Source organism: Bacteroides sp. ZJ-18 (genome assembly GCF_011038705.2).
GTDB classification, from domain to species: domain Bacteria; phylum Bacteroidota; class Bacteroidia; order Bacteroidales; family Bacteroidaceae; genus Bacteroides; species Bacteroides hominis.
The window spans coordinates 1,079,282-1,100,677 of the sequence record NZ_CP072198.1; the positions used below are offsets into that span (position 1 = coordinate 1,079,282).

General features: G+C 42.6%; 14 protein-coding genes. 7 read left to right on the plus strand and 7 right to left on the minus strand.

All coding sequences use genetic code 11. From position 1 onward, the window contains the following. Positions 1-9: 9 nt before the first annotated feature. The 4 genes from sufC to G7Y45_RS04435 all read left to right on the plus strand — a co-directional run bounded on the left by sufC (position 10) and on the right by G7Y45_RS04435 (position 3,918). Positions 10-762 (plus strand): Fe-S cluster assembly ATPase SufC, encoded by a 753-nt coding sequence (sufC, locus tag G7Y45_RS04420; protein ID WP_005779335.1) that lies wholly within the window; start codon positions 10-12, stop codon positions 760-762. Positions 763-770: 8 nt separating this feature from the next. Further along, positions 771-2,114 carry a Fe-S cluster assembly protein SufD gene (gene sufD / locus G7Y45_RS04425; protein ID WP_005779333.1) on the plus strand — a complete coding sequence of 448 codons (1,344 nt, stop codon included), beginning with the start codon at positions 771-773 and terminating at the stop codon, positions 2,112-2,114. 11 nt (positions 2,115-2,125) lie between these two features. After that, on the plus strand, positions 2,126-3,337 hold the full coding sequence (locus G7Y45_RS04430) for a cysteine desulfurase (protein WP_005779330.1): 1,212 nt from the start codon (positions 2,126-2,128) through the stop codon (positions 3,335-3,337). Positions 3,338-3,597: 260 nt separating this feature from the next. Continuing rightward, positions 3,598-3,918, plus strand: a complete 321-nt coding sequence (locus G7Y45_RS04435) for a heavy metal-binding domain-containing protein (RefSeq protein ID WP_005779329.1) — start codon at positions 3,598-3,600, stop codon at positions 3,916-3,918. A 150-nt stretch (positions 3,919-4,068) separates the two neighbouring features. On the opposite strand, the gene G7Y45_RS04440 is transcribed toward G7Y45_RS04435, so the two are convergent. The 6 genes from G7Y45_RS04440 to G7Y45_RS04465 all read right to left on the minus strand — a co-directional run bounded on the left by G7Y45_RS04440 (position 4,069) and on the right by G7Y45_RS04465 (position 15,959). Further along, positions 4,069-6,267, minus strand: a complete 2,199-nt coding sequence (locus tag G7Y45_RS04440; protein WP_165014961.1) for an alpha-N-acetylglucosaminidase — start codon at positions 6,265-6,267, stop codon at positions 4,069-4,071. Positions 6,268-6,369: 102 nt separating this feature from the next. After that, positions 6,370-8,220: a RagB/SusD family nutrient uptake outer membrane protein gene (locus tag G7Y45_RS04445; protein WP_165014958.1), complete on the minus strand. Its 1,851-nt coding sequence runs from the start codon at positions 8,218-8,220 to the stop codon at positions 6,370-6,372. A 10-nt stretch (positions 8,221-8,230) separates the two neighbouring features. After that, entirely contained in the window at positions 8,231-11,623 is a 3,393-nt protein-coding gene (locus tag G7Y45_RS04450; protein WP_032531036.1) for a SusC/RagA family TonB-linked outer membrane protein, read from the minus strand. A 165-nt stretch (positions 11,624-11,788) separates the two neighbouring features. Continuing rightward, positions 11,789-12,937, minus strand: a complete 1,149-nt coding sequence (locus G7Y45_RS04455) for a FecR family protein (protein WP_005822769.1) — start codon at positions 12,935-12,937, stop codon at positions 11,789-11,791. Positions 12,938-13,022: 85 nt separating this feature from the next. Further along, positions 13,023-13,565, minus strand: a complete 543-nt coding sequence (locus G7Y45_RS04460) for an RNA polymerase sigma-70 factor (RefSeq protein ID WP_005779311.1) — start codon at positions 13,563-13,565, stop codon at positions 13,023-13,025. A gap of 234 nt (positions 13,566-13,799) precedes the next feature. Continuing rightward, positions 13,800-15,959, minus strand: coding sequence for an alpha-galactosidase (locus G7Y45_RS04465; RefSeq protein WP_032531037.1), 2,160 nt, complete (start codon positions 15,957-15,959; stop codon positions 13,800-13,802). Positions 15,960-16,200: 241 nt separating this feature from the next. Between G7Y45_RS04465 and G7Y45_RS04470 the strand changes: the two genes are divergently transcribed. The 3 genes from G7Y45_RS04470 to G7Y45_RS04480 all read left to right on the plus strand — a co-directional run bounded on the left by G7Y45_RS04470 (position 16,201) and on the right by G7Y45_RS04480 (position 20,267). After that, positions 16,201-16,755, plus strand: a complete 555-nt coding sequence (locus G7Y45_RS04470; RefSeq protein ID WP_005779307.1) for a hypothetical protein — start codon at positions 16,201-16,203, stop codon at positions 16,753-16,755. A 121-nt stretch (positions 16,756-16,876) separates the two neighbouring features. Then, positions 16,877-19,081, plus strand: a complete 2,205-nt coding sequence (locus G7Y45_RS04475; RefSeq protein WP_122200263.1) for a sodium-translocating pyrophosphatase — start codon at positions 16,877-16,879, stop codon at positions 19,079-19,081. A gap of 580 nt (positions 19,082-19,661) precedes the next feature. After that, complete coding sequence (locus tag G7Y45_RS04480) at positions 19,662-20,267, plus strand: ribonuclease HII (protein ID WP_165014955.1); 606 nt, start codon at positions 19,662-19,664, stop codon at positions 20,265-20,267. A gap of 11 nt (positions 20,268-20,278) precedes the next feature. On the opposite strand, the gene G7Y45_RS04485 is transcribed toward G7Y45_RS04480, so the two are convergent. After that, positions 20,279-21,205, minus strand: coding sequence for a magnesium transporter CorA family protein (locus tag G7Y45_RS04485; protein WP_005779298.1), 927 nt, complete (start codon positions 21,203-21,205; stop codon positions 20,279-20,281). Between the last annotated feature and the right edge of the window lie 191 nt (positions 21,206-21,396).

The following is a 21,396-nucleotide window of genomic DNA, read 5'->3' on the forward strand; positions in this document are numbered from 1 at the left end:
GATAAGATCATGTTAGAGATAAAAGACCTGCATGCCAGCATTAACGGCAAAGAGATATTGAAAGGCATCAACTTGACGGTGAATCCGGGCGAAGTACATGCCATTATGGGACCCAATGGTTCAGGTAAGAGTACGCTTTCTTCTGTTCTGGTAGGTAATCCTGCTTTTGAAGTGACGAAAGGGAGTATTACATTCTACGGTAAGAACCTTTTGGAATTAAGTCCTGAAGACCGTAGCCACGAAGGTATCTTCCTTAGTTTTCAGTATCCGGTAGAGATTCCGGGTGTGAGCATGGTTAACTTTATGCGTGCTGCTGTCAATGAACAGCGTAAATACAAAGGTTTGCCTGCTCTGACAGCCAGTGAGTTCCTGAAGCTGATGCGTGAAAAGCGTGCAGTAGTTGAGTTGGATAACAAATTGGCAAACCGCTCGGTAAATGAAGGCTTCTCGGGTGGAGAGAAAAAACGTAACGAGATTTTCCAGATGGCTATGCTCGAACCCCGTCTTAGCATTCTGGACGAGACGGACTCCGGACTCGATATCGATGCGCTTCGTATTGTAGCCGAAGGAGTAAACAAATTGAAGACACCCGATACCAGTTGTATTGTCATCACTCACTACCAGCGTTTGTTGGATTACATAAAGCCGGATATCGTACATGTGCTCTATAAGGGACGTATTGTGAAGACAGCAGGTCCGGAGCTCGCTCTTGAGCTGGAAGAAAAAGGATACGATTGGATTAAGAAGGAATTAGGAGAATGAGTGTGATTATGAATGTAGAACAGCAATACATAGATCTTTTTGCTCAGTGTGAAGCGATGATCTGTCGTCATAGTGCCGAGCCCATGAATGCTCCCCGGGCGGCAGCTTTTGCTGATTTCGAGCGTCAGGGATTTCCTACGCGGAAGCAGGAAAAGTATAAATACACGGATGTCAGTAAATTCTTCGAGCCGGATTACGGCTTGAACCTGAATCGTCTACCCATTCCGGTGAATCCTTATGAGGTGTTTAAATGCGATGTTCCGAATATGAGTACCTCATTATTTTTTGTGGTGAACGATGCATTCTACAATCAGGCACTTCCTAAGTCCGGATTACCTGAGGGAGTTATTTTCGGCGGTCTGAGAGAAATGGCTGAGCAACATCCGGAACTTGTAAAAAAGTATTATGGTAAGTTGGCAGATACTTCGAAGGATGCAGTAACGGCCTTTAATACAGCTTTTACTCAAGACGGAGTACTGATGTATGTCCCGAAGAATGTGGTTGTTGATAAACCCATCCAGTTGGTTAATATACTTCGTGCAGATGTCAATTTCATGGTAAACCGACGTGTGCTGATTATCCTTGAAGAGGGAGCTCAGGCCCGTTTGCTGGTTTGTGATCATGCCATGGATAATGTGAACTTTCTGGCAACGCAAGTCATTGAAGTGTTTGCGGAAGAAAACTCTGTTTTCGATCTTTACGAACTGGAAGAGACCCATACCAGCACAGTGCGTTTCAGCAATCTGTATGTAAAGCAGGGAGCGAATAGCAATGTACTGCTCAATGGGATGACACTTCACAACGGGACAACCCGTAATACGACAGAGGTTACCCTTGCCGGTGAAGGTGCCGAGATTAATCTTTGTGGCATGGCCATTGCCGATAAGAACCAACATGTGGACAATAATACTTCGATAGATCATGCTGTGCCGAATTGTACCAGTAATGAGTTATTCAAGTATGTACTTGATGATCAGTCAGTGGGTGCCTTTGCCGGATTGGTACTTGTACGTCCGGATGCACAACATACCAGTTCTCAGCAGACAAACCGTAACCTCTGTGCCACTCGTGATGCCCGTATGTATACTCAGCCACAATTGGAGATATATGCCGACGATGTAAAATGCTCCCATGGAGCTACAGTAGGTCAATTGGACGAAAATGCTCTCTTCTACATGCGTGCTCGTGGTATTGCAGAGAAGGAAGCCCGTTTGCTGTTGATGTTTGCTTTTGTCAACGAGGTGATTGATACCATTCGTTTGGAGGCATTGAAAGATCGCCTGCATTTGTTGGTTGAAAAACGTTTCCGTGGTGAACTGAATAAGTGCCAGGGGTGTTCTATTTGCAAATAATCAGTGATAAAATGAATATTCAGAAGATACGTGAAGACTTTCCCATACTCGGCCGTACGGTATATGGTAAGCCTTTGGTTTATTTAGATAACGGAGCGACTACTCAGAAGCCGCGCTTGGTGATTGACTCGATTGTAGATGAATATTACTCGGTCAATGCGAATGTACACCGTGGGGTTCATTTCCTGTCTCAACAGGCAACAGAACTGCATGAGGCCTCACGTGAGACTGTGCGTCAGTTCATTAATGCACGTAGTACTCGTGAAGTCATTTTCACTCGCGGCACTACAGAGAGCATTAATTTAATTGTTTCCAGTTTTGGTGAAGAGTTCATGCAAGAGGGGGATGAAGTGATTATTTCAGTGATGGAACACCATAGTAACATCGTACCTTGGCAGTTGTTGGCAGCCCGTAAAGGGATTGCGATTAAAGTCATTCCGATGAATGATAAAGGTGAGCTGTTACTTGATGAATATGAAAAGCTTTTTTCTGAGCGTACTAAGATCGTCAGTGTAACTCAAGTATCCAATGTATTGGGAACAATCAATCCGGTAAAAGAGATGATTGCCACAGCACATGCCCATGGAGTACCTGTTATGATAGACGGTGCTCAGTCCATTCCTCATATGAAGGTGGATGTACAGGAACTGGATGCTGATTTTTTTGTTTTTTCGGGTCATAAGGTATATGGACCGACCGGAATCGGTGTCCTGTACGGAAAGGAAGATTGGCTTGAGCGTCTTCCGCCTTATCAGGGTGGGGGAGAGATGATTCAGTCCGTTTCTTTTGAGAAAACCGTTTTTGGTGAATTGCCTTTTAAGTTTGAGGCTGGAACTCCCGATTATATTGCTACTACCGGACTTGCCAAGGCTTTGGATTATGTCACAGGCATTGGTTTAGATCATATAGCTGACCACGAACATGAGCTTACCATCTATGCTATGCAGCGATTGAAAGAGATCCCGGGTATGCGTATCTTTGGTGAGGCTGCACATAAAAGTAGCGTAGTTTCTTTCTTGGTAGGTGACATACATCATCTGGATATGGGGACTCTGCTCGATCGGCTGGGTATTGCCGTTCGTACCGGTCATCATTGTGCAGAACCATTAATGCACCGTTTGGGTATTGAAGGTACAGTTCGTGCATCTTTTGCTATGTACAATACAAAAGAAGAAATTGATGACCTTGTAGCCGGCATCGAGCGGGTTAGTAAGATGTTCTAAGCCAGTGTGTGTATTCTGACAAATATTAAAGTGTCGTGAAAGTAATGGGTTTTCACGACACTTTTTTTATAATATCCGAGTGTTGAAATTATATTGATAAAAGGCGAGTCTTCGAGTATATCATTAGATGTTAAGTGGATAAAGTTTCATTTCCGAATGTAGCTTTTGAGAATATACAAATAATAAATAGCCGGTTCCTTGTAACTTTTCGCCTCTTTTTGCGTCTAATAATAATATAAACCTTATAAACAGAAAAGAATATGTTATTAGCAACCACTCCGATAATCGAAGGAAAACGAATAACCACTTATTATGGCATTGTGTCTGGAGAAACTATTATAGGTGCCAATGTCTTCCGTGACTTTTTTGCCAGTATTCGTGATATAGTAGGCGGACGCTCCGGTTCATACGAAGAAGTGCTTCGTGAGGCAAAAGATACTGCTCTGAAAGAAATGTCTGAACAGGCTCGCCAAATGGGCGCTAATGCTGTGATCGGAGTTGATTTGGATTACGAAACAGTTGGGGGAAGTGGTAGTATGTTGATGGTAACTGCCAGCGGGACAGCTGTATTTTTGGAATGAAAATATAATTATATGTCTATGATAATGGCGAGCTTTTCTGAAAAGCTCGCCATTATTTTCATTATAGTTTTATATTTTTATCTTTCTATTGAACGATAAGGTTGAGATGAAGCTCTCATATGATAAAATACAAACTGTTTCGATCTTAGTTTATTTTAAATAAGCTTGCTTTATTTCGTTAGAATAATTGTGATAAATCGTTTTAGCTATCTCTATTTCTTTCTTGATAGGTACTGCAGGAAACTCCTCCTGACTTTCGATCCAATCGGTTTCCATCGTGAAGAAGTCAATTTCTTTTGGATTTTTTCCTTTTAACTTAGCACGAAGATAATTGAAGTATGCTTTCCAGCGTGGAGCATATAAAGTACTCAATATCCCGTTCCATTCTTTGTGAGCATATTCATGTAGGCTTGAATTTACAGAAGCCCAAGTTGTAATCTGACGTTTTGCATTATTTATAAACATCCTTTTTTCCATCGGATCCGCACCACATGCATCTGCTTGTCTTATGAATTCTCCTAATAGGAATTCTTTGCGTGTACTTAATAGCAAATCTTGGTCAGAAATCATTTGAAGAAATTTTGAGGTGTAAAAATCAAACTTTTCTGTATTTTTTTCATAGTAAGCGTCTGCTATGCATTTATGAATATATTTTCCATAATCAGCTAACACTTGGCGAGTAACATCTACCACGTCATAACGGTACGTGTCGATTTCTTTTAACTCATTCTCTGCTTTTAACAGATGTTCCAGTGCTTGGAGGACGTTTATAGGTTGATAGTACAGATGGGCTGTTCCCCAAGATGATGTGCGATCTATTTTTAATGATGGACGGGCACAAAAATAGGACTCTTGTGGACCATCTGCTGCCCATGGACAATTGTATACAGAAGTTGATAATTGCTGCATGGCTGCTTTTGAGTTATTGTTTGAAGAGCCATATCGATAGGTTGTATAATTGGCTATCCAATTTTTTACGTCTATACTATCCGTCCTCCAGGCCATATCGTATACCATATCATAATCAATCGGGTTTGTTCCGATACCCTCTGGAGTAGTTCCTACTCCACATACGTATTTACCTTTGGGATGATGTTCGGCTTTTATAACTCCTGTAGCATAGCTATGGAGCTTTCCATACATTCCAATGCGTCCGCCAAAATTAGGTAAAGCACACCAGATCCAGTTATGATCCAGGTAGCCGCCTTCTCTATGGGATTGTGATGAAGGCTCACCTCCCCATTGGGGACGGGCGCATGACATTAGGTCGAGTATTAACGCTTCGCCATGTTTAAGCCCCTTTAATAATGCATACGAAGGATTTGTGCCCCAACCTTGGAGCACCCATATAGCATCTGGATTGTTGGCTTTCATTGCTTTATATATATCAGAGGCTGCCTCTGTTATATTAATCCCCTCTGAGTTGCCTCCTTCATGAAAAGGGTCTCCACCGTAGTAGCGGGACTTTCCAAATAGTTTCTCTTGTTCTTCATAGAATATTTGCGCAACTTTGGTAAATAGAGGATCTGAAGGAACTAAGAATGCTGGACGCTGGTAGGTGATCCATTTACCTGCATCGCGTATGTCTGCATTTGGAAATTTTGTGATCATACTGTTGGGTACCATGCCATAGAAACCTTGTAGCACAGGTTCCATACCGTATTCTCTCATTCGGTCTAACATCTTTTTTTGAAGTTTGGTTTGCCGCTCAATGAATTGTTGTGAAACTGGACCGCCAAATTTTTCAAGATTTCCCATTAACCACCATGCTTCGTAACCGGCTCCTGGTAAAAAGTCCAATATTTCTTTCTCTGAGTACCCTAAGCGTCGAAGTGTGTTTTGCCAGACCGCATACTGTCCAATAACTGCTACTAATGGCATATTGATGCCTTGCATAGCCATACGGTCTATTTCATCTTCCCATTGTGTCCAGTTCCAAAAAGCCATAGAGTAACTATATGTGCAATAATTCAAATAATATCTTAATGGCAACGTAGCATTTACATGTATTTTTTCTTTTATTATGGGCAAAGAAGATGTATATGATAGATTATGTCCCGTCCAACTTGTAGTGCTGTGCAGATAATAACGCATATAATGGTTTAGTCCACGGGCCATGGAAATGCCGTTATTCCCTCGAATAATTAACTTTTTGCCTTTGGTCTCTAACTCAAAGAAGTCGGTTTCGTTTACAACTCTTTCAAAGACGATGTTTTTTGCTTGGTTAGGTACCATTTTGTTAGCAAGACGTTGTAAGTTACTCTCTTTTGCGTGTATTATAGTGGTACAGAGACAGGATATAAATAGTATAAAAAACGTTGTGTTTTTACTTTTTATGTACGACATCATAAACTATTTTGTTTTTAAAATTTTAAAAAAAAGAGGGTGAATCAATTTATATTAAACCCATTCACCCTCTATTATATAATTACTCTATCGAAAACATTTTATTTACCATCCTGGATTCTGAATCAGATTCGGATTGATGTCAATGTAATCCTGTTTGATAGGATATAAATATTGCTTTTGGGTAAAGATTAACGGTCGTTCAGGCAAAACTCTTGCTGTATAGAACTCTTCTGCTGTTGCACCGGCTGAATTCAAGCCTCTCATACCATTAGCGTCTTTCGCAAAGAACCTCTCAGCTTCTTTCCAACGTTTCAGGTCATATAACCAATGTCCTTCAAAGATTAATTCGTTCATTCTTTCACGGCGTACCACTTTTACTAATGCGTCACCGGTTGGATTGCCAAAAGACTCGGCAAGTGTCGGTAAGCCTGCTTTTTCGCGAATGGCATTAAAGTAACGGGTTGCGTCAGCATCCAGTGTTCCGTTATATTCAGCGCATGCTTCTGCATAGTTGAGATATAATTCTCCTAAACGGATAATAGGGAAAGGATATGTGTCAATAGTGAATGTTCCTGAATTTAAAGCTTGGTCAGAAGGGCAGACGCCTTTCTTTAAAGCGTATCCGCCATAGAGGTGGTCAGCATTCAAGTCGGCTTGCGCTACACCGTTTTGTTCTCCAAAGCGAAGTTTCAAGGTTACGGTATCACTATTTATTTCGTATGGACCACGGTCGTATCCTACAAAGGCGTAAAAACGAGGTTCACGTTTACGGTGCAGATAAATTGTGGAGTCATTAGGCATGATCTTCATGCGGTCTTCCCATTTATAGCTCGGATCTTGGTCACATGGAATCCCGTTTTCGGAATAGAAAAATTCCACAGCCTCTAAAGAAGGACCGATACCGCCAATGGGAGCCTGACCTCGTGGACAAAATCCTTTAGGGATAACCAGCACCTGAAAAAAGTTCTGATTAGTAGCATCTTCTTTTACGCCACTGTATCCCCAGATAAGTTCTTTATTCCATGGATCTACCATTGTATAGCGTTGATTAGCTACAGCCTGATCAAATTTGCTAAGTGGTCTACTGCTTGCATATCGGTATAATTCATTACCAGCTTGCTCGGCTAAAGTGATTGCTTTTTTAGTCTCATCCATCGCAGTCTTCCATTTAGCTTTGTCATATGTCTGATTGATAAATGGGGTTCCGTTTTGATCTTTAAAATCTGAGTAGAATTCACTATTGCCATTGTATAATGGGCTAGCTGCAAATAGATACATTCTTGCTTTTAATGCTTGGGCAACAACTTTGGTAGCACGTCCAAGGTCACTACTGGGAACAGTTAAAGGTAAATCTGCAATTGCTTTATCAAACATTCCTCCAATTGTCGTGACACATTCGTCGTATGGTTTACGGGGACGGAAAAATGTTTCTCCTTCTCCGTCCAATGGAATGTCTGAATCGACAATCACTACCGGACCGTAGTTTTGTAGCAGTACCGAGTGGAAATAGGCTATCAGGAAGTTGGTTTCTGCAAGCCATACTTTCTTTTTAGCTTCGTATTCAGCGGCCGAGATTGTCATAGGAACTACCTTGTCGATATTACTTTGAAATATATAGCATTGTTTGATGCCTTTATAACACTGTTGCCAAATATCCAGAACCGGATTACTGGAACTATATTGTAGCTGCTGCATCTGCAAAAAAGAGAACCACTGTAATCCCCAGTGTTTGGAACAAACTGTTTCGTTTGACATCAGCCAACCGAAATTAGTGCGGCAGTTGTTATATTGAGGGATAAAAGAGTAACAAGAATAAATGAAATTCTCTGCTGTTGTTTCGTTTTTAAAAGCGTCTTCCAATGTGGCGGTATCATCTGGCACTATATCCAAATAGTCACAGCTATGGAAGAGAACTGCAGTAAAGAGTGTAAGAATAAATATTAACTTTTTCATATAGACTCATTTAAAATGTTAATTGTAAACCGATTGTTGCAACACGTAAGTTTGGATAAGTTAGTCCTTTTCCTCCACCAAGTTCCGGATCCCAGTGCTTGAATGGAGAGAAGGTTAACAAGTTCTGGCCTGATATAAAGAGGCGCGCTACTTTGTAGGTATAACCTATTTCTACATTTTTCAGACGCAAGAAAGCGGCACTTCTTAACCAGTAGGTCGAATTCATAAAGTTATTATGTGAGTCGAGATTGCTGATTAAACGAGGATATTCTGCGTTTGGATTAGGATTCTCTTCTGTCCAATAATCTTTTGCTATAAAATCGAGCAAGGTTGTCTGGTCGGATGTAAACGGATGAATGTTTTGCATCATTAGGCTTGTTTTGGCGACTCCTTGAAAGAAGACAGAGAAGTCAAAGCTTTTGTATTGTACAGAGCCTCCGAAACCGTATACAATTTGAGGGACCGTTGGATCACCTATTTCAGTCATGTCATTGCTGTCGATTTTCCCGTCTCCATTTAAATCTTTGTATTTAATGTCTCCTGGTTTCAGGTTCGGAGAGAAAGTCTGTTCCGGGCTATTCTCAACATCTGCTTCATCTTTAAATAATCCCATTGCTATCAATCCGGTATAACGATTCAGCGGTTTGCCGATTTCGGAACGGTAGGCTTCTTCTTCCGGATAGCTGGGTTCGTCTGCTTCAAGAAGTGTGTTCTTTGCGTATGTAAAGCTACCTTTTAATGATACAATCAGATCTCTGGAGAAAGCTTTATTATACTCAATATTTAGGTCGACACCTTGATTTTTCACTTTCCCTAAGTTAGCGTATGGGCGTAAATCCCCCGTAATGCCTGATTCTGCCGGTACGATGTTTCTGCGCATAAAAATGTCTTTACGGGTTTCTGTAAACCAGTCAAAAGTGATATTTAATGAATTGAATAAATTCAACTCAACTCCCATATCGGCTTTTATACCGGTTTCCCAGCGTGCGCCAGCTGCACCGTATCTTGTGATTATGGCACCTGTTCCTGTGTTCTGCCAGTTGTTGCCGAATGTATAGGAGGCTCCGGACAGATTTACGTAGGTCAGATAAGGGAAACGAGAATCGGTTGACGAGTTACCTACTTTTCCATAAGAACCTCTGATTTTCAGATTAGAAATGACTTTTCTCAGCGGAGTGAAAAAGTTTTCGTTAGAAATATTGTATCCGATAGCTACTGAGGGGAAGAAACCGAAACGCTTGCCTTCTCCAAAATTCTCACTACCGTTATATCCAAAGTTGGCTTCAATCATGTATCTGTCATCATACCCATAAGTAACACGCCCTGCGATACCTTGGTTACGTACCGGTAGAGTGGCGTAAAAGTCTGCTGGTGCATTCTGGTTGTAATCTCTTTGCAGATAGACTAACATTGCTCCAACATTGTGTTTGTCTGCAAAGGTCTGTGCGTAGTCCAATGAAAGTTGATAGTTAAGTAAACGGTCGCCTCCATTAGATGTGCTTGTGGAAAGAGCTTTACTACCTTTTGTGATAGCCTCGTAAGTATAGGTGTATTCACCGTTGGCTCCTTGTTCGTAGTCTTTGATTCCGTAAAAATAGGGGTCGAAAGAACGTACTACGTTGGTTGTAGCCCAGTTTTTGAAAGATATCAATCCTTTGGCTTTTAATCCTGGAACAATGAATTTGAGGTCTTGTTCAAGATCGAGGCTCGCGATCATAGTAGATTCGTTTTTTTCGGAATAGCCTCTAACCATTTCAGCATATGGGTTACGGTATCTACCAGAAACCGGTCCACCATTGCGATTACCAAACAGGATATAGTCTTCGCCATTTTGTGCGGGAAGTACCGGAGCAAACATAACGGGAGGGGCTTCGAAAATGCCCTGATAGATTGCGTCAGTTCCAGCGGCAGAACCTGAGTAATCCAGTACCTGTGCGTTTAGTCGCACATTAGCCTTAGTGGTTGATGTCAAATTGACACCCACATTTGCTTGTAAAGATAAACGTAGCTGATTGATGTTGTTGTCAAAGTTGTTTTTGGAGTCTTTCTTTAGCATACCGTTATCATTGTTTAGTGTACCGCTAAGGAAATAAGTGACACGTTTACCACCACCGGTAACATTTACATTGGCAGATTGAGTAGTGGTGAAATCTTTAAATAGATAATTCTCCCAATCTACATTCGGATAAATGTATGGATTTAGTTGCTTACGTGTCCCTTCAATAACCTCCTCAGAATAATAAGGTTGCGCATTCGGAGTACGGTTTAGTACTGCATCGTTTCTTGCAATCATATAGTCTATACCATCTGCTACTTTTACGGTTTTGGTAGGCTGTGTAAAAGAATTTTGCACACGGATGTTGATTCGTGCCTTTTCCATGTCTTTACCATTTCTGGTTGTAATCAACATAACTCCATTGGCACCGCGTGCACCGTATAATGCCGTGGCTGTTGCATCTTTTAGAATTGAGAATCCTTCAATTACTTCTGGAGAAAGGGCATTCAGATCACCGATAGATACTTCTACATTATCAATAAAAACGAGTGGAGATGTGTTGCTGGCGAAGGTTGAAATACCACGTATCCAGAAATTTGCTCCATCGGCACCCGGTTCGCCACCACGCTGCACTGCTACTACACCAGCGATACGTCCGGCAAATGAATTACTTAGTGTACTTGATGGTGAACGGAGTTCACTGGCTTTTACCGTTTGCACAGCTCCTACTACACTCGCTTTCTTTTGGGCGCCAAATCCGACGACGACCACTTCGTCGAGTTGCTTAGCATCTGGAGCTATTTTTAAAATGACGTTTGTTTTGCCGTTTAAAGGAAATTCCGTAGGGGTATATCCGATAAAACTGGCTACCAAGACCGTATTAGCTGGGACTGTGAGAGTAAAGTTACCCTCTATATCCGTCATTGTGCCTTTGGTCTTATCACCTTTCACCACAACATTAGCTCCAGGAACTCCTTCACCATTTTCGTCAAGAACTTTTCCAGTAACTTTTATTTCCTTTTTCTCTTGCTGCGGTGCTTCTGCCGCAACTTTGGTGACTGTGATCTGACGGTCGTTAATGTTATACTTCAATCCTGCTTCTTTAGATAAAATATTCAGAATCGACTCCACGTCCTGTTTATCTATCGAAATGGATACTTTTTTCTGTAGTACAGGTAAGAGATCTTTTGAGTACAAAACAACAAATTCACTGTTTTTCTCAATGTATTCCAACACTTCTTTTACAGTTTTATTACTTGTGTGAAGCGTGAAAACAGTTTGCTGGGCATAAGTCTTTGCAGCATAAATCGGAGTAGTGATACTCGGTATAAGTAAAAAAATACTAATTAATAAAAAAAAGGACGTAATCCTCCCTGCCTTATGACAAGGAATTGCTTTCTTTTTCATACATTTACATTGATTTTAGTTAATCATTAAAGTTTGTGATTTAATAAAAAGTCATTAGAGTCGGATAATATGGGCGTATTATCCGATTTTCTTTTTTTATCCGCTTTCTTTCTACATAATGGTGTGTGTTTTTTAAGGTTAAACATTGGTTACTTAAAACTTGTATTATTCTATATAGATTACATTGTTTTTCATTGTATATTCAGTAGGTAAAATAGACAGAATCGACTTCATTACCTGATTTAGATCATCATTCAAGTAGAGTTTACCAAACATTTGCTCGTCCTCTACCGCAGCGTCACATCGTATGTCCTGACCGTAATAATCTCGTAAATGTTGCAAAACTTGTTTCAGGCTTTCTCCCTGCAAAGTCCATATCCCGTCAATCCAGCTGATATAGTCGCAGGCATTTACTTTCTCTTTTCCCGATATACCTTTCTCGTTAAGTTCCACTTTCTCGTTAGGCACCATTTTTATATGGTGATTTTGCTGGTCTTTTACGTTGACCGAACCATCGACCAGTACGACCGTAGCTCTTTCTTGATTTTTGTAGGCCGATATGTTGAAAGATGTACCCAAAACTCGTACTTCAAATCCGGAAGTATTTACAATAAACGGTTTCGAAGTATCATGTGTCACATTCAGATACACTTCTCCTTCCACATAAATTTCTCTATATTTCCCTTCAAATGTGCGGGGATAAATAACTTTACTTCCGGAGTTGATCCATATTTTACTGTTATCGGCTAAGACAATCTGCGAGCGTTTGCCTTTCGGAACGATAATTTGGTTGTACTCCTCTTTACTGTCATCTTCTGCAAGTTTATTAGAGTTGACCTGCACTTGGCCCGTCGCGGAATAGACGACTTGGGCATTGTTATCCAATTCTATCTTTTTTTGATCTGAAACGACCAGTGTTACTTCTTTAATGTCGTGTGGAATTTCCGTTTGCAGACTTTGCGCGATCTTATTTAAGTCATGCCTTTCTTCGTCATTCAACAGAAGAAAACAGCTTATTCCTATCAACAGGACTACAGAAGCCGCAACTGCCGAATATCTCAGGATACTGAACAGTCGTGTCGTTTTATTAATCTTTGAGGTAAGACGGACCGGTGTGTTGCCGGCATTTATCTTTTCCCGCACTTTTGCCCATATATCCGGTTCACTCATTTCTTCGGAGTGACATCGGTTCCAGAGAAAGTCGAGCTTATCATATTCGGCCTGCTCTTCCGGAGACTTAAATGATATCTTTTCCGGATGGTCGCCATCCTTATTCAGGCGTGAGGCAAATGATTTAAACTTATTCTTTCTCATACTTTAATAGGGTTACATAAATAAAGACGCAGTTTACCCGGGAATGTCCTATCCGGATTCCATCTTTTTTAGATTATTTTCTGATTTATTTTTTCAGGCCGCTCGAGATGATCTCTAATGCTTTGGCAACGTGTGCATTAATGGTCTTTACAGATATATTCAGCATATCGGCTATTTCTTTATAGGGTAGGCGTTCTATCTTGGCAAGAGCGAAGACTACCTTGCATTTGGGAGGAAGTGTTTGAATGAGGCTGTTGATTTGGGCTATCTCTTCCTTGCTGATCATCTGTTCGTCGGGAGTTTGCAGATTTCCGATTATCTGGAAGCTGTCTATTTCTTCCCAGGAAGTTATTTCATTTGAATTTTCCGCTTTTCGCAGATACGAGATGGCTTTGTTGTGAGTTAAAGTAAGCAACCAGGCTTTTATATTCTTGATTTCTTCTATTTCTTCCCGGTGCCTCCATACATCCAGAAAGACATCGCTGACTACTTCTTCGGCAGTTTCTTTGGTTCGTACGAAACACTGTGCATAGTAGAACAAGTCTTTCGAGTAGCTATTCACAAAATGACGGAAAGAAGCTTCTTCTCCTTTCTTTATCTTGCTGATATATTCGATGTCGTTGTTCATATATAGAGTAATGGTTGCTATATGTGTGCTGCAAAAATATAAAATATAAACTTCTTTTCTTAATATTTATTACATTCTTTCGTTCTTCAATTTAATAATATGTGGTATTTAAAGGTTGGATTAACTTTTCCTGCTTTTATTTGCATGTTTTGTGTTAACCATAAATGAAAGGCGGGATACTGTCAAAGTGCCCCGCCTTTTGCATCTGTGTTTTGTGGGTTGATAGTAATAAGTTTATTCTGCCACCAGTTCTATTACCCGGCTATGGGTCTGTGAAGTAGTAAATGCATTCAATCCTATTTTCATCAGATAGTCACCGGAGAAGATTTTTTCATTACCCGGTAGATTCGATTTCCGGCCCGGCATTAGATTAATTTCTTTCACCCGGTACATTTTTCCGGCATCAAGTCCCTGGAGCTTAATCGGGAGCAGTTTCTCGCCAAAGCGGGGATGGATATCATATGCGAAGAGAACAGCTTTCGAAGCATCCGGTGCGGCATACATAATCGCCATGTGATTGCTTTCATATGGAGAGATGAGGCGGTATTGATCACCATCCAGTATGACAGGCTTCAGGCGCTTATAATTTGCCACGGCTTCCTGGCAATAAGCCAGTTCGTCCGCTTTCATATCTTTCAGGCCGATGTCGAATCCCAATTTACACATGCTGGCAACATCGGTACGGAACTTTACACTCGTCCTGCTGTTCCAACTTGTAACATGGGCACACATGGCTTTGGAAGGGAAGAATTGTGAAAAACCCCACTGGATGAACAAACGCTCTATCGGATCGGTATTGTCCGAACACCAAAACTCTGTGAAGTATTTCAGTGCTTCGTAGTCGCAACGTGCACCACCGCCGGAACATAGCATCATCGGGACATTGGGGTATTTTTCTTTGACCCGTTTCAATACATTATATATACCGCGTACATGATCGATATAGAGTTGTCCTTGTTTGTCTTTCAGATAGGGAGAATAGATATTGGTGATGGGGCTGTTGCAATCCCACTTAAAGAAAGCTACATCAGGGTTTTCCGTCATAATCTTATCGACTACGCCGAATACGAAATCCTGTACTTTGGGATTGCTCAGGTCGAGTACCAATTGATTGCGGTAATAATAAGTTTCACGGTTCGGATAATGGATTGCCCAGTCGGGATGTGCTTCGAACAGATCACTTTGAGGATTCACCATCTCCGGTTCTATCCAGATACCGAATTTGACACCGGCTTCTTTCGCTTTCTCTACTAATGCAGGGATACCTCCGGGAAGTTTGCTTTTCATTGCTTCCCAATCGCCCAGGCCGGCATGATCGTCGTTGCGTGGATGTTTATTCCCAAACCAGCCATCGTCGAGCAGAAACATATCTACACCCAGATGTTTGGCTTCTTTCATCAATTTACCCAATAACTCTTCATCGAAAGTGAAATAAGTGTTCTCCCAATTATTGAGGAGAGTCATCCGGTCTCCCTGGCCATCTTTCAGTTGGTAGTTGCGTGCCCAGTTGTGTAAATTGCGGCTGGCTTCTCCCGTACCGTTGTTACTCAGGGTAAAGATAAATTCCGGGGTAGTGAATATTTCGTTTGCTTTTAATTGATAATCCGAAGCATACGGGTTGATGGCAGGGATTACCCGCAAGTTCCCCTCGTTGTCTACCTCAAAAGTAAACTGGAAGTTGCCTGTCCAGCCAATGGTACCCAATATTACTTGTCCCTGATGTTCTTGTGCAGGCTGTTCCAGTCCGAGTTCGAAGAAAGGTTGCATGTGCATGGCTGCGCGGCTTCCTAATTTTGTATCGAGAATTTTTTTGCCCGGTTGCAGCTGTTGTGTACTCATCTGTACCTCTTTGGCCCAGTCACTGCTGAATTCGGTGAGATAATATTTTTGGTTTGCGAAATAAAGCATCGTTGAAGCATAACGCCATAGAGTGACCGGTTTCTTCTGTTGATGCGTGATCTCACTCCATGTCTTGATTACATTTTGTTTAGGATAAGATACATAGTGCAACGTCACATCTACCGGATACTGGTCGTCTTTCATCCGGATGATGGTCTCTGTCCCTCCTTCTACTGTTTTCTGTTCCGAGGACACATAACGCAGGATGGTACTGGGGTTACCGTCGTTGTTTGTAATGGCTACAGCCGGTTCGAAATAGTCTTCCCCACCGGATCCCGGATATACTTCCCATCCGCGGGATCGCCCTGAAAGGTGGCTCAGGTCCCGGTCGTTTAATAGTTTGTCACCCAGATAAGCCTGATATAGGCGTCCGTTCGGAGCGACTTCTAAAATAAGGTCTGTCCGTTCTGTCGAGATGCGAATCTGCTTCGATTCTTGTGCACTTACATGGAGGCAGGCTGTAAGAACCAATAGTGTTGCAAGTAATTTTTTCATGGTATTATTATTGATGTTATAAAATATGCATTGTGCATGCAAAGTAAAGGAAACTTCGCTATATTCACAAATGAAACGAAAGGAAACAAACGGGAATCCATACTTCTGTTTGTTAAGTGGTTCTCCGGCAAGTAGTGCAACTTTCAGGGCAGATTCCTTTATTGCGGGAATTATCGTTCCGCTACTTTGTTTTTGCATAACATAAAATTGTGTAATTTTGGAGAGCTAAAAATAAAGGAGGATGAAAACAAGTCTGAAACTAATTCCGGGAGCTATGCTTGTGCTTCTTTTTCTGATTACCGCCTGCAATCTCTACAGGCGACCGATTCCCGATGAGATGATAGGAGAGCATAGGATTCACCGTGCTGACGGCTTCATGACCCAGGACTATCGTTTAGCGATTAATCCGGTCAATGATTCGGTATATGATATTAAGTTGTGGGAGAAGAAGAGCTCCTCAAGAAAGCCGGAGCAGATATATTATGATGGATTACGTTTCCATTACCGGGATACTGTGCATATTTCCACGAAACGCGTCACGAGCGGTACGGAAACTTATCGGGTAAATAAAAGACGGGTAACACGAGATAAGAATCCTCGTACGTGGTATACTATTCGGCTGAGCAGTGGCGGATTTGTAATGTCTGATTCATTGATAGAGCGGCAAGGAGTTTCCGACGAGCAACACCGGAAGTGGCTTTACAAACAGTATGGCAAATTGACTTTCCGCGAAGGGAAAATTGTTTTTCTGAACAGTCGTTGTCCGGCGTTTTATTTAAAGAAGCAGGAGAGATGAAGCGTTTTGTATCTGCTCCCATTTTTTGGGGCTGGCAGAAGCAAAAGGCAAAAATATTTGGTTATCTCGTTTAGATTCAATACTTTTAGGCTTTCGTTAAACCTTTAAATATTGTACGTCTATGGATAGCATCCTTTTCTGGCTTGTTCCGCTTGCCTCTGTTCTGGCTCTCTGTTTTGCGTTCTATTTTCATAAGCAAATGATGAAAGAGAGCGAAGGTACTCCGCAAATGATTAAGATTGCCGCTGCTGTACGTCGGGGCGCTATGTCTTATCTGAAGCAACAGTATAAGATTGTTGGCTGGGTCTTTCTGGGACTCGTGATTCTGTTCTCTGTAATGGCTTATGGTTTTCAGGTACAGAATGCCTGGGTACCGATAGCCTTTCTGACCGGGGGCTTTTTCTCCGGACTTTCGGGTTTTCTGGGAATGAAAACTGCCACTTATGCTTCGGCACGTACTGCTAACGCTGCGCGTACGTCACTGAATGCCGGACTTAGGATTGCCTTCCGAAGTGGGGCTGTGATGGGACTGGTGGTAGTAGGGTTGGGGTTGCTCGACATCTCTTTCTGGTATTTGTTGCTTAACTGGGCGATTCCCGCTGATGCACTGACACCTACCCATAAACTCTGTATCATTACCACTACGATGCTCACTTTCGGTATGGGTGCCAGTACACAGGCGCTCTTTGCCCGTGTAGGCGGGGGAATTTATACAAAGGCCGCTGATGTGGGAGCCGATCTTGTAGGTAAAGTTGAGGCCGGCATTCCGGAAGACGATCCGCGTAATCCTGCTACCATTGCCGATAATGTAGGTGATAATGTAGGCGATGTGGCAGGTATGGGGGCCGACTTGTATGAATCTTATTGTGGTTCTATTCTGGCAACGGCTGCTTTGGGTGCTGCCGCCTTTATTCATACGGGTGATACGGTGATGCAGTTTAAAGCTGTGATTGCCCCGATGCTGATTGCTGCTATCGGTATCATTCTTTCCATTATCGGTATTTTCTCTGTCCGCACCAAGGAGAATGCCACCATGAAGGATCTGCTTGGTTCGTTGGCTTGGGGAACAAATCTGAGCTCGGCTTTGATTGTAGTGGCTACTTTTTTCATCCTATGGCTCTTGCGACTGGACAACTGGATGTGGATTTCGTGTGCGGTAGTTGTAGGGTTGGTTGTGGGTATTGTCATCGGTCGTTCGACGGAATATTATACTTCTCAATCCTATCGTCCTACTCAGAAGTTGAGTGAAAGCGGTAAAACCGGTCCCGCCACAGTTATTATTTCAGGTATCGGGCTTGGTATGTTATCTACGGCTATTCCGGTGGTTGCGGTGGTGATCGGCATCATTGCCTCCTATTTGCTGGCTTCCGGTTTCGACTTCGACAATGTAGGAATGGGGCTTTATGGCATCGGTATCGCTGCTGTCGGTATGCTTTCTACATTGGGTATCACGCTTGCTACGGATGCTTATGGCCCGATAGCAGATAATGCCGGTGGCAATGCAGAAATGTCCGCTTTGGGTAAAGAGGTCCGTAAACGTACCGATGCGCTCGATTCGCTGGGAAATACAACGGCGGCTACCGGAAAAGGGTTTGCCATTGGTTCGGCAGCTCTGACAGGATTGGCATTGCTGGCATCTTATATCGAGGAGATCCGTATCGGACTGACCCGTTTGGGTAATCTGGAACTGACCTTCCCGAATGGAGATACCATTACTACGGCTAATGCCACCTTTGTAGACTTCATGAATTACTATGAAGTAAACCTGATGAATCCGAAAGTACTTTCCGGTATGTTCCTCGGTTCGATGATGGCATTCCTGTTTTGTGGACTGACTATGAATGCAGTCGGTCGTGCGGCCGGACACATGGTAGATGAAGTACGACGTCAGTTCCGCGAGATGAAAGGTATCCTGACCGGAGAGACCGAACCGGATTACGAGCGTTGCGTGGCTATCTCTACGAAAGGGGCACAACGTGAAATGGTGGTTCCTTCTCTGATTGCCATCGTTGCGCCGATTCTTACCGGGCTGATATTTGGTGTCCCCGGTGTATTAGGCTTGCTGATTGGCGGATTGAGCAGTGGGTTTGTACTTGCCATTTTCATGGCCAATGCCGGCGGAGCATGGGATAATGCGAAGAAATATGTGGAAGAAGGGAACTTTGGCGGTAAAGGCAGCGAGGTACACAAAGCTACAGTGGTGGGTGATACTGTCGGTGATCCGTTTAAAGATACGTCCGGTCCGAGCCTGAATATCCTGATTAAACTGATGAGCATGGTTGCTATCGTCATGGCGGGATTGACTGTTGCCTGGAGCCTGTTCTGAGTTCTAAAAAAGACCGTTTTATCCTTCTCCTACAGAAAATGTGTTTCGATCTTCCATCTTCCACCTTTTAATGACCAATTGCTTGTATCATTGTGTGTTAACAAGGTGGAAGATGCGTTTTTAAGGCCGTTTATCTTCCACCTCTATCTTCCATCTTCCACCCTCTTTCTGGGAGGTTGGTTTAATGTTAAATGTCTGGGAGTTAGATAGATGAAACTGCTTTTCTATGGATAAATGTCAGTAATAGCATTTTGCTTTCCTTCATACCTTTAGCGATTATGGTTTGAAGTTTATCCCGGCCCTTGTACCCGGACTGATGAGCCCGCATACCTGTGCCCATGGGCCCGCATACCCGGGCTTATGAGCCCGGGTATGCGGGCCGGGATAAAGTTACGGTAACAGATGCTTGTTCTCTTATTCTTAATGTGTTATAGATGCTATGACGGATGCTTGCTTTCTTCTTAATCTTTTTGCAGAAAAGGTAGATGCTCCTATTCCGGATAGTAAGATGAGATTCGGTTTGTTCTGTTGTTCATTTCCGTTTAATTGATTACATTTGCCATGTTAAATAAAAGAAACGATGCTCTTACCCTGGTTAAACGAAGAACTGATAGAAGCCGGTTGTGATGAAGCCGGACGTGGTTGTCTGGCGGGTGCGGTTTATGCCGCTGCTGTGATCCTGCCCAAAGATTTTGAGAACGAGTTGTTGAATGACTCCAAGCAGTTGTCCGAGAAACAACGTTATGCTTTGCGCGAAGTGATTGAACGGGAAGCCATCGCTTGGGCAGTCGGCATTGTTTCACCCGAAGAGATTGATAAGATAAACATCCTGAATGCTTCGTTTCTTGCCATGCACCGGGCAGTAGATGGGCTAAAAAACCGTCCTCAGCATCTGCTGATCGATGGAAACCGTTTCAGGAAATATCCCGATATTCCCCACACCACCGTCGTAAAGGGAGACGGCAAGTATCTTTCGATAGCTGCCGCCTCTATTCTTGCAAAAACGTATCGTGACGACTATATGAATGGGCTGCATCAGGAATTTCCATGTTACGGCTGGGACCATAACAAGGGGTATCCGACGAAAAAACACCGTGCGGCTATTGCCGAAAACGGTGTTACTCCTTATCATCGTATGACCTTCAACCTGTTAGGCGATGCACAGCTGGAGTTGTTTCCTAAATAGACGATTCTTTATCAGAACCACTTTATTTTCCTGAAGATAACAAAAGAAAGAGCCGACAGGAGTACGGATATCAGAATAATCAGCATGAAGGCATGAGGCATCTCTTCCAGGTGTATATCCACATTCATGCCATAAAAACTGGCTATTAACGTGGGGATCATCAATGTGATGGAAAGGCTTGTCATGCGTTTCATGATGGCGTTCACATTGTTTGAAATGATAGACGCAAAGGCATCCATCGTCCCTGTGAGAATATCGCTGTAAATGTTGACCGTATTGAACGCCTGCTTCAGTTCAATGATAACGTCTTCCACCAACTCTTCATCCAGAAAGTCGGTATCCTGAAAGATGGTTTTCAGTTTACCGATCATCACTTCGTTGCCGCGGATGGAGGTGTTGAAGTAGACCAGTGTCTTCTGCAACTTCATCAAGCGTAGCAAATCTTCGTTACGGATGCTGCGTTCCAATTCCTTTTCGGCAGCGGTGATGTCAATATTTATCTGTTTCAGGTACTTCAGGAACCAGACTGCCGAGGAATAAATCAGGCGGAAAATCAGATCGAGTTTGTTGCGCACTTCGATTCCTTTCCGGCGGGTATGCTCGATGAAATCCGGAATCATATCCGTCTGATGGTAACATACCGAAACAATGATTTCATTGTTGGTGATGATGCCGATGGGGACGGTGATGTAGGGGAGGCTGCTTTGAGTGTTCTGTACCGGTATGCGCAGAATGGTCAGCAGCCAGTTACCTTCGGTTTCCGTTCGCGGGCGTTCATCGGTATCGGCTATATCGTTTAAAAAAGATTCAGGGACTTTCAGCGTTTCGGTCAGGAATTTAAAATCACTGCTGTCCGGGCACACTACGTTGACCCAGCTGTTCGGAAGCCATTGTGCTTTTTCCACAAAGCCGGCTTCACAATAAAGATATGTTCTCATCTTATTGCCTCCTTTCGTTTGTTGATGTCCGAGCAGAGGCATTACCGCAGAATGACTCTGTTCGTGTTAGTTAATACTGTTGCACGTTCGCGGGTTTGAATCGTCCATATTCTGTTTTTTATTTTTAAAGCGGCGCAAAAGTAAGGAAATCATTTCAAATCCACCGCATTTTTTCTTCCTTTTTGTCTGAT

Excerpts from the sequence above, each read along its gene's own strand:
- G7Y45_RS04430 (WP_005779330.1), top strand. The coding sequence starts at position 2,126 with ATGAATATTCAGAAGATACGTGAAGACTTTCCCATACTCGGCCGTACG.
- G7Y45_RS04485 (WP_005779298.1), bottom strand. The coding sequence starts at position 21,205 with ATGAGAACATATCTTTATTGTGAAGCCGGCTTTGTGGAAAAAGCACAA.
- sufD (WP_005779333.1), top strand. The coding sequence starts at position 771 with ATGAATGTAGAACAGCAATACATAGATCTTTTTGCTCAGTGTGAAGCG.
- G7Y45_RS04440 (WP_165014961.1), bottom strand. The coding sequence starts at position 6,267 with ATGATGTCGTACATAAAAAGTAAAAACACAACGTTTTTTATACTATTT.
- G7Y45_RS04435 (WP_005779329.1), top strand. The coding sequence starts at position 3,598 with ATGTTATTAGCAACCACTCCGATAATCGAAGGAAAACGAATAACCACT.
- G7Y45_RS04455 (WP_005822769.1), bottom strand. The coding sequence starts at position 12,937 with ATGAGAAAGAATAAGTTTAAATCATTTGCCTCACGCCTGAATAAGGAT.
- G7Y45_RS04450 (WP_032531036.1), bottom strand. The coding sequence starts at position 11,623 with ATGAAAAAGAAAGCAATTCCTTGTCATAAGGCAGGGAGGATTACGTCC.
- G7Y45_RS04465 (WP_032531037.1), bottom strand. The coding sequence starts at position 15,959 with ATGAAAAAATTACTTGCAACACTATTGGTTCTTACAGCCTGCCTCCAT.
- G7Y45_RS04460 (WP_005779311.1), bottom strand. The coding sequence starts at position 13,565 with ATGAACAACGACATCGAATATATCAGCAAGATAAAGAAAGGAGAAGAA.
- G7Y45_RS04480 (WP_165014955.1), top strand. The coding sequence starts at position 19,662 with ATGCTCTTACCCTGGTTAAACGAAGAACTGATAGAAGCCGGTTGTGAT.
- G7Y45_RS04475 (WP_122200263.1), top strand. The coding sequence starts at position 16,877 with ATGGATAGCATCCTTTTCTGGCTTGTTCCGCTTGCCTCTGTTCTGGCT.
- sufC (WP_005779335.1), top strand. The coding sequence starts at position 10 with ATGTTAGAGATAAAAGACCTGCATGCCAGCATTAACGGCAAAGAGATA.
- G7Y45_RS04470 (WP_005779307.1), top strand. The coding sequence starts at position 16,201 with ATGAAAACAAGTCTGAAACTAATTCCGGGAGCTATGCTTGTGCTTCTT.
- G7Y45_RS04445 (WP_165014958.1), bottom strand. The coding sequence starts at position 8,220 with ATGAAAAAGTTAATATTTATTCTTACACTCTTTACTGCAGTTCTCTTC.